We start from the raw sequence: 13923 nt of genomic DNA on the forward strand, positions 1-13923 counted from the left end.
CGTTGCATTCAAAACGAGAGCTGATACGGTGCGCCAGCGGCGGATAGGCGAAGACGCTCTGGAGTGTCGTGGGCTCGCGACGTGAGCCTTGCCAGCCGGCATACAAATCCACCTCGATTCAACCGCAACATTCTGTTGCGTATGGAATCCAAAAGTCCGCTCTTGGCGATGCGGGTGGTGGATGCACGGGCGCGTCCAATCGCCCCCTACCAGCTTGTGGTGGTGGCCCTTCCAGATCGTGATGCTACTCGGGCGTATCGACCGGTTGCGTGCCGTAGCGCTCGCAGGCTCTCGACCAAGGACCCAGCTCGCACCCTTCTGGATCACGATCGAGTACCAAAACTGCATCAAGCAGCTGCGGATCGTGTCTCACCAGCTTCGTGGTGCTCACGCCCGTATTCGGGTCAACTACCATTCGGTAGTCTCGTTCAAGCAGCTCTCGCAGGCGCTCGATGCGAGCGAACCGGAATGGATGGACCGGTTTAATCATCGGGCCAGGCTCGATCGGGCCAGGCTCCTCGGGTCGAATGCGAACAATTGGATGATGAAAATGACGGCGGGCGACGGGTTACGTTCATGAGTCGAGCTGTCGGTTCTCCGCCGAATGCCAGTCCGCGCCGTAGAGGCGGATCATCTCCCGACGGGACCGCTCGATGAAGATGCGCTCAACGCAAAAGCCTGCTGTCACTGAAGCCGCCAGCGCAAGGCCGCAGACCATATAGTCATTCATGAAATTCCAAAACATGTTGCAGCCGGCAACTCCCATAAAAGTAAGTGCCATGACCGTATTGCGAAATGCCTTAACCATGTTGCCCCCAGTCAATGGGAACTTTACCATTGCAACCATGGCGATTAGCAGCGTTTGTCCTTGTTAGGCGCCGTCTTTCTGCTCGATCGGCCTCGGTGCGCCCGCGCTGTCGACGGCCGTGGGTTCCCCATTGCCCGGCGCAGCTCATTCGATCGCGTCGGAGTCCTGGCGCGGATTGCCCGATCCGATACAGCTCGTGGACAATGACCTCTACTCTCCGCATCTCCTCCGACGACCACAGGCGTGGCACATCAAAATAACCGAGCACCGGTTCGGCGCTCGGCCGCCCAGGCGAACCGATTCGAGGATGAGAAGCGCCGAGGGCTCGACAGGGTCGGCTACGCCGCGATCCAGCGCGATTTCGAGTATATGCGCCGCATTCCTATGCCGAACGCGAGATAATGGCAGTGAATATGACCTCAAGTTGTATCACGCTAGATGATCCACGTTGCGACCTTTAAGTGACCTCTTTTGGGGCTTTCAATATGAAGAGACTTCTGGGACTCTTGCTGCTCGCCCATTCCTTCTTCCTTTCCGCCGAGGCCATCGCACAGGGGCTTCCTGCCCCCTCGTACTGGAAGAATGAACGAGGTTCAGAACTTTTTGTTTGGTCCGCCGATAGCGGGGCAATACAAGGGACTTTCACAAACCATGCTCAAGGGTTTGCGTGCCAGGGCATTCCATATCCTGCATCGGGAGCCGTTAGCCCTGCTGGCTTGTATTTTGTTGTTACCTTTGCCCAGTGCAATTCCTTCACCCGGTGGGTTGGAAAGCTCAACGGGTCTCAAATGCCGACCTCATGGACGCTGTTCTACGTTGACAAGAACGGCAAGCCCGGCAAGTTGAAGGGTGCCGATACATTCACGCGCGTATGGTAGTTTTCAATCTTCTTGCTCTGTCGTGACCTTAGATTGGAAACTCACTCTCGCGAGTTTTTGGCTGCGTCTCTTCGGGAAATGTGGGCTCGCCTTCGTGGAGCACTGGCCTGTCCAGGATCAGCTTCGATGCTGGACAGCCGGCAAGTCGTGCCGAACGGCCCGGAAAGAAAAAACATCAAAGGGCCTCTCCCGAAATCCGAAAGGACATTCTGAATTTGCGTCCGAATCGCGGGCAGATCCGTGCACTACCGTTACTTTTCAGGTCCTTGTTTTGAAGCCGAGCGCGGGCTCCGGCAGATGCCGCTAATATCTGCGGCGGTCGCGTTGCCTGAGTTTGGTTGGCGACGTGAATTTTCAGCTCTCGATACCCAGAATTCTCACACAGCGCGATTCGCAGGCTTCGCCGCCGGAAGTAGCCAAGGGCGCGCTCAGTCTAACCGTTCCGCGAAGCTGCTTGCTATTGCCGGTTCATGTTGCGCGGCGACAAGATCGCACGTTGGCAACGAGTACGGACTTGATCCCTCTCTAGCCATTAGGTAGGTCCCGTCATTTGGAATTGGAGATACTTAGTGACGACTGGCATCGTAAAGTGGTTAAACGCGACCCAGGCTATGGATTTATCAAATCAAGCTGGATGATGGCGGAGCCGACGTTTTCGTGCACATAGGGCGGTCGAGAAGGCCGGCTATACCGTCTTGCAGAGGGGGCCTTGATCAGGTTCGAGATCAAGACTGGCAGCTCAGGCGAGGTATCGGCAGAAAATCTGCGTACAGGATGATTCGCGCTATCAGCTACATGATGCGTCAACAGTGATTCGCCTAGGGCGTCAGCATTCTTCGCGCTTACATGCCTCGATCTGACTTCGGCGAAACACTTCAGAGTCGGCAACCTCGCATGAAGGCGCACATCAGTGTTAATACGCGATCTCGTGTTTTTTCAAAACCATTATTTCTCATGTAAGAAGATTCGCAGCCGCAAGATCTTCGATTGCGGCCCGAACAGACTTGAAGAGAGTGATCTCTTGCTGCGAAAGGCGGCCAGACTTCAAACCATTGGTTAACTCATGAAGATCCCCCACAAATCATTGAGGCGTCCCACCTGCCACCCGCAATCGGCTGGAGCAGATCACCGGCTTCTTTGGGGGCACCCGCATAGTATCTACGAACACGCGGCTGCGGCAAACAGCATCGTCGTCGGTCCACGCATTTCTGGCGTGAATGCGCCGACGAGATCGAGATGTGTTCCTGGCCTGAGGTGCTGGCCTACGATCAGCGGCTCACGTGACGTGGTGGCGCAGCTAACGATGTCCGCCACCGAGAGAGCGTCCGTCAGATCAGCAGCCGGTTTCGCCTTGAGACCCTGATGCTCAAGCGTGTCCGCGAGAGCTTGGACACGTTGCGCATGGCATCCCCAGACCAGCACGGCTTCAATCGGCCTAACTGCGCGATGGGCAACGGCCAAATAGGAGGCGAGCAGGCCGGTTACAATCAGCAGCAGCGTGCGGCTGTCGGGGCGTGAGAGATGTCGTGATGCGAGCGCGGAGGCGGCGGCTGTACGCCGATTAGTGAGTGTTTCGCCATCGATCATTGCGCGCGGCCGGCCGGTTGCCGTCGAACAGCATGTAAAGCGAGGAAAGGCAGGGAGACCGCATGCCCCGCTCTTCGGAAACACGGTCACCAGCTTCACGCCGAGTGCCTTGCCCCGCTCTCAAGCCGGCATTGTCAGGAGACGACCTGGGCTTGCAGCGGTACCAACATTATAGCTCTGCCGCACTGGCATCGCTTCTCCGCCGCGCCGGACGGCTTCGCTTAAGGCATCGATCAACCTGGGATAGTCGAGGCCGGCATCTACCTCTGGGCGGAGAAATAACGCGACATGATTTCCTCGTTTTCATTCGAAGTTCGGACGAGTTTAGCACCCGTCGCTCGATGACAGCACGGTCTATACCGCCGCCAAAGAGAGGCCGTCGCCAGCGTTTAAATTCCGTGTGAAGCTCGACTGAACGTACAGAACACAAAATCTCTCGCCTCGTAGCAACAGATCGAGGTCAATGGCCGTCGGAGCGCGAAGTTGAGTCATGAGCATGCCGATGACAGTCCCATACTTGGCGAACTCGTTTGAGTAATCAGAACCGGGTATCCATTAGGTGAACAAGTTGGGACCCCGCGATGTAGAAGGCTTCCCGCGCGGCACGAAAGCGTCGCCGTTCAACGGCAGTGACCGGCAGCGGAAGATCGTTCTCCGCGATCTGACCCAGAACGTACGAAGCCAACACACTGCCAAAGACTGTGCCAGGTGCGATGCCGCGACCGTTGTAACCGCTGAAAGCAACGACGTTGCGGTCGAGCTCGTGAAAGCGCGGCAGGTTGTTCGAGGTCATTCCAATCATTCCGAACCAGCCGGTTTCAAACTCGACATGCTGAAGTCCCGGAAACAGCTTGCGCAACGATCTCTGAGCCCATGCCCGGTGAACGGATGCGCCAATACCCTCAAGGGCACCAACACTGCCAAACACGAGGCGCCCGGAGCGATCCAAGCGAAATGAAGAGAGGACCTCTCGAGTGTCCCACGCTCCCTGCCGTTCAGGCAGGATCGACTTCCTCAGACCATCCGGCAGAGAACCTGTAGCAAAGTTGAAGTAGGGCAGATGGATCTGCTCCTGCCGTACCTGCGACCAAAGTCCTTTAGCATAGGCATCCGTCGCAACGATCACCCATTCCGCATCTACCGATCCGCTTTCTGTGCTAATCCTCCAGCGCAGGCCGTTGTGTTGCGCAGTAACAGCCTCGCTCTGTGTGAATATCCTAGCCCCCGCTGCAAGCGCGGCTCTCGCTAGACCGTGCACATAGGCCAGCGGCTGTATCGTCCCGGCGCGCTTATCGAGCAGCGCCCCGCTGTATTCGCCACCGCCGACTTTCCTGCGTGTCTCATCTGCATTTAGCACTACGACAGGGGCGCCACGCTTCTGCCACTGTTCGGCGCGGGCCTCGATCTCTTGCAAGCCCTTACGTCCGACGGCACAATGCAGGGTACCGGCACGTTCCACTTCACATTCGATGCCATGCTTTTGGATGAGGTCGAACACCTTTTGCGGTCCACGGCCGAGTTGTTCAATCAACCGTTCGCCGAACGGGACGCCGAGCGTATCCGGAAGGGTGTCAGGCATCACCCACATGCCCGCGTTAACCAGACCGACGTTCCGGCCCGAACCGCCGAACCCAATTTCGGACGCCTCCAACAGCGCGACGCGCGCCCCTCCTTCGGCGAGATGAAGTGCAGACGACAGCCCGGTATATCCAGCGCCAATCACGATCACATCCGCTGCGGTGTCACTGGCGAGGGAAACAGTGTCTGGCGCCGGTGGCGCGGTGAGAGCCCACAATCCATGTGATGCTGAATTGTTTCGCATCCAGCAATCCTCATACTATTCTTGGTTCTTGATCAGCCCAGGTCGTGCTGCAATCAGTGCCGCGCCTAAGGGTCAAGGATGGGTACCATTTCGTCGATATGTGAATCGATCCGTTCGAGAACCTGCCCAGGCACGACGTCGCGTTCTGGAAGAACTGACCACTTGTCGCGCACGGCCGCCGCGGTCTCAGCTACAGCCGTCACCACTGCCCCCTCTGGAAGACGGCTGCGGTTCGCGAAATTGCGCCAGCGCTCTGGAGTCAGGGCCTTGAATGACTTTTCGCCCGCAAGGCTCAATGCTAGACCATCTTTCGGGATATAGGAAACTGTTGAGAGCACGTCGTAGATTGGCGCCAACGTAGGCCTCCGTCCGTCTCGAGGATACAGTAACGACCAATTCTTGAGATGCATGTCGCCATTGCCCGTGATCGCGGAGAGCGCAAGACGACGGACAAATTCGATCGCGGAATCGAACGAGACACCGCTGTTCAGCGCGGCCGCGATATTGTGATACGCCGCACCGGTATATTTCTCGGAGGGATAGCGGCCGAAGACCTGTGCAAAGTCCTCCATATGCACGCGCGCTGCATCGGCACCGCGATCGAAGCGACGGACAAGAAGCACTTTGCCCGTGGACATGGTGTTAAGCTCTTCCGGAATGCCGGCGAAATCCGTCTTTTCGACGAGCTCACGTGCAGGCACTTCCATCCCTAGCGCTTCCGCTAAGGCTAGGATTGCGAATTCGTTTTCCGAAAGCCCAATGTGGGTGAGGGAGGGAAATTTCGCGATGTACTGCCCTTGCTCATCGTCGACGGCGAGCGTGATCCCCCCTTTTCCGGTATTTTTGATGACGGAGAGCTTCATCTGGACACCGGCGAGCGAAAAGCGCGCCTTCTTCTTGCCTTCTGATTCTGGCCCGGCCGGAACGGGAACGCCGTCGCTCGGCAACGCTCGTACCGCTCCCGGTAGATTTGTCCCCAGTGCTGCCAAGAGATCGAAGTCGTTTCCAGGTCTTACTGACGCTGCGTGGTGCTTTTCCATTGCTTCGCGCAGTTTCTCTTCGGGCAGCAAGTTCGCGAAGAACGGCGGCAGCGCGCCGCGTATGGGTTTGGGATCCCGGCGGAGGCTGCCATCCGCCGAGCGAAGCGACAGGCTGAAGATCGGAGGGTCGTTCAAGCTCCGATACGCGGGCAAGAGATTGAATGCGCTGTAGTCGCCCGGCGTTCGCACGAGCGTGCCGACGGCAAGATCGTTTAATGAGATGTCGAGCGATTGGATACGTTCAGCCGCGAGGACAGGCTTATTCATGCTCCTCCTCAACATCTGACGTGAACGCAGGATGGTCATCATCGCCCGTAGCTGGCTGCAGCATTGATTGAATAGCCGGTACCATCGCTTGCGGAATCAGCATCATTTCCATGCCAAGGGCGCGAGCAACGTTGACGAGTGTCGTTGCGCGCGCTGCAGCGGCACCCGTTTCAATGTCGCGATAGCGGGGCCTGCTAATGTTCGCCCGGAGGGCGACTTGCTCCTGGGAGAGGCCAGCAGCCCTTCGCGCTCTGCGAAAGTGCAGGCCAAGTTCCTCGAGCAGCGGGTTTGGAGCCGAAGCCATGATATGTTATCGGATCATTAACATCGAAATGATATGTAAACAGATCAAAAATCGCAGTCAAGCGAAACGTGAACAGATCTTCTTATCGATAATGATCCTTAAACATATCTTGTTCCAGCGGCAATGTCGTCTGAACTGTTGACTCTGCTGCCAGAATGGCCCTTGGGGCTAAGGCGCCCGACGCGATGAAGGAGCCAGATCTTATCGCCAGGTTGACACAGATTCCCATGGCTCGCGTGCATTGGGCGCATAGGAATGGCCGCCAGCGAACGAACCCGATCCTGGAACGCGGTGCGTCGCTTTTATGGAACGCCAGTTGAAAGCGGTCGGTAGATGGATCATCGAAGTTCTTCCATGACGCGCCGTTCTAGTGGCGTCGTGCCGAGTCGTTTCCGTGAGGCGCCTTTGGCGCCAAGCAAGATTGCCAAATCAATTCCGATGTCCGCCGGCCCGCCTCGATGTAGCTACGAAGCGTCGAACTACCTATCAATTCGTTTTTCATTCTTCGACATGCTTCCCATGACGGCCAATAGCCTGCGGGCGTGACCGGGCCGCTGAGGTGGCCACTCGCAGGGCCGCAATGCGAGCGGAGTGGTCTCGGCTAGTATCAGCAACTTTTCTTCTATTCGCGTTGATATCCAATCCTACGACGCGCAATTAACGTGTTCCTATGCAACATCAACCGGAGCATGATGGTCAAATCGGCGGCACTCGACAGGGAAAGTTCGACGACTGCGTTGATTCTCTTGACGTCCCCGCCCAAGAAGCGACCAGGCGAATACACAAGAGCCTCGCTCGCTTCAATCGTGAGAGTTGACGATGGGCCACTTGAAGGAGACGCTCCGCACCATGAAGCGACCTCGGAAGAATCGCGGCATGCCGCCGCCCGCGACGTTCGATATCGATTCGCTGCCGGGCAGCTCAAACTTAACGGCATTAGAAACGGCCGCCGTGATCCGGCGCACGCCTGGAGCCCTGGAGCTATGGCGGCGCAATCCGAACCACCCGCTGAAATGGCGCTACGTCGATGGCCGCCCGCTTTACCGAGTTGATGCGGTGCGCGACTATCTGGCCGGACGCGATGAGACAACTAAGTCGTCGCAGCCGCATAATGCTCGCGAAGACGGCCAAGCAATTCGGCCTTGATGGGATCGAGCGGATTCGTCCGCTGCAGGCGCACGACCTTGCCTCCCCGTTTAGCGCCGACCAACTCCGCGATGTAGTCATGAGCAGCTTCGAACGCCATCTTGCGGATGATCCACTGTTCGTCGTGATTGTAGACCTGATCGATCCCGCGCGGCTTTTGCCCGACACACAACCGCTGGATTTCGTTGTCATAGCCGCAGCGTGACATGATGGTTCGCAAGCTGCGCCTTAAGTCATGCATTGTGAACTTGGCGACACCCGCTTCCTTGACCAGGCGGTCGACCAAGTTTGTGAAGCCCGACATCTGGCCGCCGGTCTTCGGTGACGGGAAGACATAGTCCGACGTCGCACGCTGGAAATGTTTTGCGGCCGTAAGCACCTCGTCAACGAGGTGGGTACGCGGCACGTCGTGGTAAACGCCCATCTTGGTCCATGCTGCCTCGAAAGTGATGCGGTCATCCATGACGTGATTTTGCCACTCGATCATGGCTGGCTCGCTGCGGCGCGGGCCGCCAAGTAGGCACATTCGTGTCAATAGCCCAAACGTCCCAAGCTTGCCGGATGCGTGCCAGACTTTGATGATCTCCTCGTCGGGCAGCGCCCGGCCCTTCGTTCGGCGCCCGACCCGCTGCGCGCGCGTCTCCTTGGGCACGCGATAGCCGGCGAGCACGTTGTGCTCGACGTAGCCTTCGCCGACGCACCATTCGAGGAACGTGTGCGTGTGCTTGCGCAAGTCCTTTGCTGCGCCGCGCTTGCCGGTCTTGCCGATCCTGTCCACCGCCGCCATGATTTGCCGTCGCGTGAGCTCGGCGATGGCGAGGTCGAAATGATCTTTCAGACCGCGTCGGAGTGCCGACATAGCCGGTTTCCAGTTGACGACCTGGCGCCCGGTCAGGGACATTTCGTAGGGGCCATCTTCAACGATCAAGGTCGCCAGTGTCGTGCACTGCCGCTCGGCCAGCGCTTGCCGCTTCGCCTCGCGCTTGCCCTCATTGGGATCGATCCCAATGACCACCTCCCCAGCGACGACGGTGGCGGCCCTGCGCGCGGCCTTCTCATTGAATTTGGGCCATGCACCCAGCGTCTTGCGTTGGGTGCCTTTCGTCCCAGGCTTTGTGAACATGAAGACCCAGGTCCTGCCACCCGTCGCGCGCATCCTGATCGCGAGCCCCGGCTGCTCTGTGTCGTGCAGATAGTGCTGCGATTTGCCCGGCGGCAGCGTCGCCGCACGGATGGCCGCGTCAGTGAGTCTCAGGTAGTTCGTCGTTCCTTCAGCTCTGAGAGATTCTTTACTCTTTTCCATCGTTTGTGCTCTCGCTCCTTGCGCCCTGAGACGGGTCGCGGCGATCCTAGAAGAAATGGACCACAAGCCATTGCCCTCGCGTTCCCAGTTAATGTGCCCTGCGGGAAATCCTCCGAAGGGCACAGCAGGGACATACAACATGTGGTAAGGCCAACCGAGGCCACGGATGGTCCAATATGGCCACAAGTCCTTACCTTACAAGGACTTTTGCAATAAAACTATGGCTGGATTAGGTTGGCTACAGTCCACCAGTTGTGGTTCACACGGGAGAGGTCCAAGGTTCGATCCCTTGTGCGCCCACCACGCTTCGCCAAGAGGCTTCGCGTGGCGCAGCCACGTCCAATAATAGCGAAGCGTGTCCGGCGTAGCTCGAAGAGCGTAGACGGACTGGGGCGTCTTGCTCCCGCTCCGGCAAAATTCTCGAAAACAACCCCATGCACAGTAGCCGAGGCCAGTCGGATCAAGGGGTTACGAATTTTCCGAACTCCGCTTGCGCCGTCGGGCAAAACGGGGGCATGATGGCATCGTCGGGGAGAGGCGCACGCGGCCATGAGCGGAAGCCGCCGGCCTCTGCATGTCGGAGTTGCCCGAACGACCTTTGCGGACTTCACACGAAAAAGGCGGAGGTCCTCTCAATCAGCCAAAACGCCGCCACAGTACCGATCGCGTACGCCGCGAACACGTCGAGCCGGTCGACCGTTCGCTGGATCGGGGCAAGTTCGAGGCGACGCGCCATTGCGGTACGAAACAAGCCGCCAGCCGTTAGCACTGAAGCCACGAAAGCCAACTGCCCAATCTCAACGCCGAGGTTGAAAAACAGCAGCGCAATGGGGATCGCGTGTTGAGGTAGTCCGACCTCAGCCAGCGCTCCGGCAAACCCAAAGCCGTGTAAAAGCCCATAGCCGAAGGCAACCAGCCACGGCAGACGCGCGGTCAGACTTGGCTTTCCTCTCCGTGCATTCAGTATCTCGACGGACACCAGCATGATGCTGAGCGCTATGGTCGCTTCCACGGGCGGACCCGGCACGTTCACGAAACCCAGCGTCGCCGCGGCGAGCGTAATGCTGTGTGCAATGGTGAAGGCCGTCACTGTGACGGCCACCCGCCTCCAGTCTCGAACGAGGATCACCAATGCCAGCACGAACAGCAGGTGATCGAAGCCGAAAAGAATGTGTTCAACGCCGAGGCGGAGATAGGTGGCCGCCACCTCTCCGGGCCCAGGCACGGCTTGAACAAGGAACGCTGTCTTGGTCGGAGAGAGCCGTTCGGTCTGTGTTGCGCCGGCAAGGCTTTCGACCCGAACCAGCACATCGGTCGACGTGGCCGACAGGCCCTCGATGGAGACCGCCTGCCCGGTAAGTCCCCCTTCGCGCCGAATGCTGCGGCGTTCGACATAGGCTCCATCGCTAAACGACGCGCGAGGCAGCCCGACGTCCTGAGTACCCACTGGCAGCTTGACATAGACCGCGAGCCGCAAGTCTTCGCCCCGTGCGGGAACCTTGAAAAGCAAATTGTAGGCGCCGGGGCCGGTCTCGCGAATCTGAAGATAGCCCGGCCGCAATTCGTCCGATGATGCAGGCTGCGCCAACAGCACCGCCATGATAGCAAGGAATAATCGGAAACGATTCATGGACTGGCAGCCTCCGCCGCCTTTGCTCGAGGCACCTCCACTACGATTTCGTAGCGCTCCCGAAGGGAGGCATAGAGCTTCTGTTCCGCCTCGAGCCGGCGCGCATTCGCCCACTCGCGGCGGACGGTTGGCCGAACATCGTCGAGCGACGGCAGGATTCCCGAAACCCGTTCGCTGACGAAGACGAAATGCTGTCCGAAGCCGGAAGAAATCGGTCCTTGCCAACGGCCCTTTTCGGTGGCGAAAACCTGTTTCGCGAATTTTTCACCAAATATGCTTGTTGCCTTGGTCGGCGATATGTCGCGAAACTCCTCGCCAAGCAGGAACGGATCGCCAAGTCCCGTCGCGTCTACAAGTCCGTCGGCCCGAGCCAGAATACTCGCAGCCTGTTTGCTATCGCTCTCGATGGTACTCGCGCGCCGCGAGGCACTCAGGAATATTTGACGGAATGTGAGTTGATCCTCGGTTCTGAAGCGGTCCGGATTGGACGCCAGAAAGGCTGCAAGCTGCTCGTCACTCGGCTCGGGTATGTCATCCGCTAGAAATTCCATCTTCTGCCGCACGCGGCGGCGAATGATGACGTCGTCGCGGTCCAGACCGGCAGCTCTGCCCTCGCGGTAAAGCACCTCATCCCGGACGTAGTCCTCAATCAGGCCCTGCAGTTCCAGCTCGCTCGGTTGCCGCCGCCACGTCCGCGCAAATCCGTCGCTGAGGTTGGCAATCCGCGAAGCGGAAACCACGATTCTCTCGGCCACCTCCCCGTTTCGCTTTCCGGCGAGCCCGTACAGCGCGAACAGCACGGCGCCGAGCGCGAGGAACTGGAGTAGCGGTTCTCGCAGTAGCCGAGCGATCAAGGCGTGTACCAGATCGGCGACGTATAGGCCCGTTCGGTGGTCGTCATCGTGACTTCCGCCGGCAGCTTGATGCCGAAATATTTGGCGTCATAGGCCGTCCAACGCGGCGTCGGTATCTCGATCACGCGCACATAGTAAAATGCTCGTAAGGACGGATCGAAGTCGGGATCTTTCCAGACTGTGATCATCTCGCCCGCGCCAATGGTGTTGGTCCAGGTCGCATTTGCGACATCAACAGTGCTGCCGACGGATGTCCTGCTGCGGCCGTCGGCGTCGATCGTGCGGCTCCCGGACACCGCAACGTCGTAAATTCGTTCTTGCGTCTGACCGTCCTTTCCAACCCAACCCTTGATGACCTGGATGCGGTCCAGATTTGCGCCGATCGGATCCTTCAATGCCGCGACGAGGAAGGAAGGCGACCTCCCGCTTGGCGCGCTGTTCAGGTCTCCGCCCATCGGCACACCTTTCGTATAACCAACGCGCGCGGGCATACGGTTGTTGGCGTCGGCAGCCTCGAATTCCCAGCCGCCAAAGAAGCGAACGACCATGCGTGGACCAGTGGTGGCATAGGTCTCGCGGCGCTTCATGGCATCGAAGATGGCTTCGCGGGTATTTTCCGTGGCCCATACTGCAGCGTAGCCGGATGCAGTCGTCTCCCAGCCCATGATGACGGCTTTGTCAGTCTTGACGAAGGGATGCATCGCGCGGTCGGCGCTGGGTTCCGAAGAAGAGGTCTTGCCGAAGAAATTGTCCTCCTCGACAGCCGCGAGCCCGGTATGCGCGTCGGTACTGCCGACCAGGCCGAACTTGTAGGGATTTACGCCAAGCTCAACCTCCATCTTGAGCCCGTTCTTGAATGCCGAACGGACGTACTCAAACTCCAGCATCTCGGGCTTCTTCATCTCGGTCAGGTCGAGGTTACCCTTGTCCCAACGTTCGAAATTGGCGAACTCGTCGTTTGGCGAGAGAAATGGATGGGTCTCGCCATCGCCTTTGATCTGGGTCGCCTCGTAAAGCGGCTCCCACCTCATACGGTTCTCGGCATATTCGCGGTCGATTCGTTTGCCGTTGAACGACTCGATGATTGGAAACATCCGGCCGTTGCTCAGATTGCCGTTGTGCGCCAGCGCCAGAATTTCTGCGCCGGTTTTTTCCTCGACCATTGCCATCCATTTCCAGAGATCGCGAGGATTTGGACTGCCAAGCGGCGGCAGCGTAGTGAAAGGCTCGACGAGACCCGCCTTTGCCCCGTTGTCGCGCCAGATGATATTGCGATGAAGATTGTTGCCGCCGGCATTCGAGGTCCACTCATAGCCGATGAAGGCGGTGAAACGGCCAGGTTCATTGGCTTCTTCCGCCGCCTTGATGGTTTCGCGCCATGCGCTGCGATAGGCCGGCGTTCCCGGTGTGGGGAAGCCCTTGGGCATTTGCCCCTTGCCGAAGCTTGTCACGATATCGATGGCGGCCTGCGCGCCCTTTCCTGAATTGATCTGGTCGTACCACTTCCGCCCCTGCGGCGTCGCCAGCAGGCCGGGATCGCCCCCAATCAACTGTGGGAAAAAGCCCATGCCATCCGAATGATCCGCGACCACAATGAAATCCAGGGGTCGCGAAAGTTTGGCGCGCTGTCCACTGGAAGCCATCACTTCCTCGCCCTTGGCAAAGCGATACGCGTCCTTTGGCCCTAGCCGAGCGCCGAACGCACCCGCATCTAACGAGAAGGCGGTGTGTGTATGCGTATCCCCGAAGAACGGCCGGGTCGGAAAATTGCGGCCCGCATAGGGGGAATACGGCGGCTGAGTAGGAAACGCCTTATCCGCCGTGTCCTTGTCGAGCGTACCGATATCAGTGGTTTGATCTTCGGCAGCAACCGCCGTAGCCAACACACATGCCGCACAAAAACCGGCGAGCGCAGCTGCGGAAATGTAAGGGAGGCGGATCATCATCAGGCCCCTGTGAAAAGGTCAATGCTCGATACTTCAAGTTGTGGCGATGCTAGGCCTTCTCGAAAGCTCTCGGAAGGCCACAATCAACGTGTAGTTCGACGGCCACCGGCGATGCCAAAATATGGGTAGGATTGAGCAGAACGAGATCGGCCTGTGCATTCAAGTTGAGGGTCGGGCTGCCGCTGGTTGACGCCGGGATTCTGCCAATCTGGATCTCTCACGCCCACGCAGCAGTGCCTGAGGCCGTTACGCTCGCGTGATAATACACCTCGACCGTCGACTATGGCACTGCCGGTGTGCGATAGCTCACTAACGTGCGCGCCTTAAGCGCTTTGATC

The 13923-nt window shown here is 58.6% G+C and carries 12 protein-coding genes; 3 read left to right on the plus strand and 9 right to left on the minus strand.

Features of this window, described 5'->3' with window-relative positions:
• Positions 1-181 precede the first annotated feature (181 nt).
• Positions 182-580: a hypothetical protein gene (locus IVB24_RS35165; protein ID WP_247771147.1), complete on the plus strand. Its 399-nt coding sequence runs from the start codon at positions 182-184 to the stop codon at positions 578-580.
• On the opposite strand, the gene IVB24_RS35170 is transcribed toward IVB24_RS35165, so the two are convergent.
• Positions 575-808, minus strand: coding sequence for a hypothetical protein (locus tag IVB24_RS35170; RefSeq protein ID WP_247296097.1), 234 nt, complete (start codon positions 806-808; stop codon positions 575-577). The two genes, IVB24_RS35165 and IVB24_RS35170, sit on opposite strands and share 6 nt — an antisense overlap.
• Before the next feature lie 485 nt (positions 809-1293).
• On the opposite strand from IVB24_RS35170, the gene IVB24_RS35175 reads away from it, so the two are divergent.
• Positions 1294-1686, plus strand: coding sequence for an avidin/streptavidin family protein (locus tag IVB24_RS35175; RefSeq protein ID WP_247441661.1), 393 nt, complete (start codon positions 1294-1296; stop codon positions 1684-1686).
• Positions 1687-2844: 1158 nt separating this feature from the next.
• Here IVB24_RS35175 and IVB24_RS40270 read toward each other — a convergent pair.
• From IVB24_RS40270 to IVB24_RS35195, 4 genes are all read right to left on the minus strand, one after another.
• Positions 2845-3372, minus strand: coding sequence for a hypothetical protein (locus tag IVB24_RS40270; RefSeq protein ID WP_346771348.1), 528 nt, complete (start codon positions 3370-3372; stop codon positions 2845-2847).
• 439 nt (positions 3373-3811) lie between these two features.
• Positions 3812-5095: an FAD-binding oxidoreductase gene (locus IVB24_RS35185; RefSeq protein ID WP_247348824.1), complete on the minus strand. Its 1284-nt coding sequence runs from the start codon at positions 5093-5095 to the stop codon at positions 3812-3814.
• A 65-nt stretch (positions 5096-5160) separates the two neighbouring features.
• Positions 5161-6402 (minus strand): type II toxin-antitoxin system HipA family toxin, encoded by a 1242-nt coding sequence (locus IVB24_RS35190; RefSeq protein WP_247441659.1) that lies wholly within the window; start codon positions 6400-6402, stop codon positions 5161-5163.
• Positions 6395-6706 carry a helix-turn-helix transcriptional regulator gene (locus IVB24_RS35195; RefSeq protein WP_026232580.1) on the minus strand — a complete coding sequence of 104 codons (312 nt, stop codon included), beginning with the start codon at positions 6704-6706 and terminating at the stop codon, positions 6395-6397. Before IVB24_RS35195 ends, IVB24_RS35190 begins: the two co-directional genes overlap by 8 nt.
• An 819-nt stretch (positions 6707-7525) precedes the next feature.
• Here IVB24_RS35195 and IVB24_RS35200 point away from each other — a divergent pair.
• Positions 7526-7852: a hypothetical protein gene (locus IVB24_RS35200; protein WP_247337627.1), complete on the plus strand. Its 327-nt coding sequence runs from the start codon at positions 7526-7528 to the stop codon at positions 7850-7852.
• Here IVB24_RS35200 and IVB24_RS35205 read toward each other — a convergent pair.
• The 4 genes from IVB24_RS35205 to IVB24_RS35220 all read right to left on the minus strand — a co-directional run bounded on the left by IVB24_RS35205 (position 7797) and on the right by IVB24_RS35220 (position 13582).
• A complete protein-coding gene (locus IVB24_RS35205; protein ID WP_247441671.1) occupies positions 7797-9155 on the minus strand; it encodes an integrase arm-type DNA-binding domain-containing protein in 1359 nt (452 codons plus the stop codon). The two genes, IVB24_RS35200 and IVB24_RS35205, sit on opposite strands and share 56 nt — an antisense overlap.
• A 607-nt stretch (positions 9156-9762) precedes the next feature.
• Positions 9763-10785 carry a HupE/UreJ family protein gene (locus IVB24_RS35210; protein ID WP_247771149.1) on the minus strand — a complete coding sequence of 341 codons (1023 nt, stop codon included), beginning with the start codon at positions 10783-10785 and terminating at the stop codon, positions 9763-9765.
• Positions 10782-11639, minus strand: a complete 858-nt coding sequence (locus IVB24_RS35215) for a peptidylprolyl isomerase (RefSeq protein WP_247771151.1) — start codon at positions 11637-11639, stop codon at positions 10782-10784. Before IVB24_RS35215 ends, IVB24_RS35210 begins: the two co-directional genes overlap by 4 nt.
• Entirely contained in the window at positions 11636-13582 is a 1947-nt protein-coding gene (locus IVB24_RS35220) for a DUF3604 domain-containing protein (protein WP_247774230.1), read from the minus strand. Before IVB24_RS35220 ends, IVB24_RS35215 begins: the two co-directional genes overlap by 4 nt.
• Positions 13583-13923 lie beyond the last annotated feature (341 nt).

Source organism: Bradyrhizobium sp. 192 (genome assembly GCF_023100965.1).
Classification (GTDB): Bacteria; Pseudomonadota; Alphaproteobacteria; order Rhizobiales; family Xanthobacteraceae; genus Bradyrhizobium; species Bradyrhizobium symbiodeficiens.

Bases quoted from the DNA above. Each gene is read 5' to 3' on its own strand.
- IVB24_RS35175 (WP_247441661.1), top strand. From the start codon at position 1,294: ATGAAGAGACTTCTGGGACTCTTGCTGCTCGCCCATTCCTTCTTCCTT.
- IVB24_RS35190 (WP_247441659.1), bottom strand. From the start codon at position 6,402: ATGAATAAGCCTGTCCTCGCGGCTGAACGTATCCAATCGCTCGACATC.
- IVB24_RS35170 (WP_247296097.1), bottom strand. From the start codon at position 808: ATGGTTAAGGCATTTCGCAATACGGTCATGGCACTTACTTTTATGGGA.
- IVB24_RS35195 (WP_026232580.1), bottom strand. From the start codon at position 6,706: ATGGCTTCGGCTCCAAACCCGCTGCTCGAGGAACTTGGCCTGCACTTT.
- IVB24_RS35185 (WP_247348824.1), bottom strand. From the start codon at position 5,095: ATGCGAAACAATTCAGCATCACATGGATTGTGGGCTCTCACCGCGCCA.
- IVB24_RS35210 (WP_247771149.1), bottom strand. From the start codon at position 10,785: ATGAATCGTTTCCGATTATTCCTTGCTATCATGGCGGTGCTGTTGGCG.
- IVB24_RS35220 (WP_247774230.1), bottom strand. From the start codon at position 13,582: ATGATCCGCCTCCCTTACATTTCCGCAGCTGCGCTCGCCGGTTTTTGT.
- IVB24_RS35200 (WP_247337627.1), top strand. From the start codon at position 7,526: ATGGGCCACTTGAAGGAGACGCTCCGCACCATGAAGCGACCTCGGAAG.
- IVB24_RS35165 (WP_247771147.1), top strand. From the start codon at position 182: ATGCACGGGCGCGTCCAATCGCCCCCTACCAGCTTGTGGTGGTGGCCC.
- IVB24_RS35205 (WP_247441671.1), bottom strand. From the start codon at position 9,155: ATGGAAAAGAGTAAAGAATCTCTCAGAGCTGAAGGAACGACGAACTAC.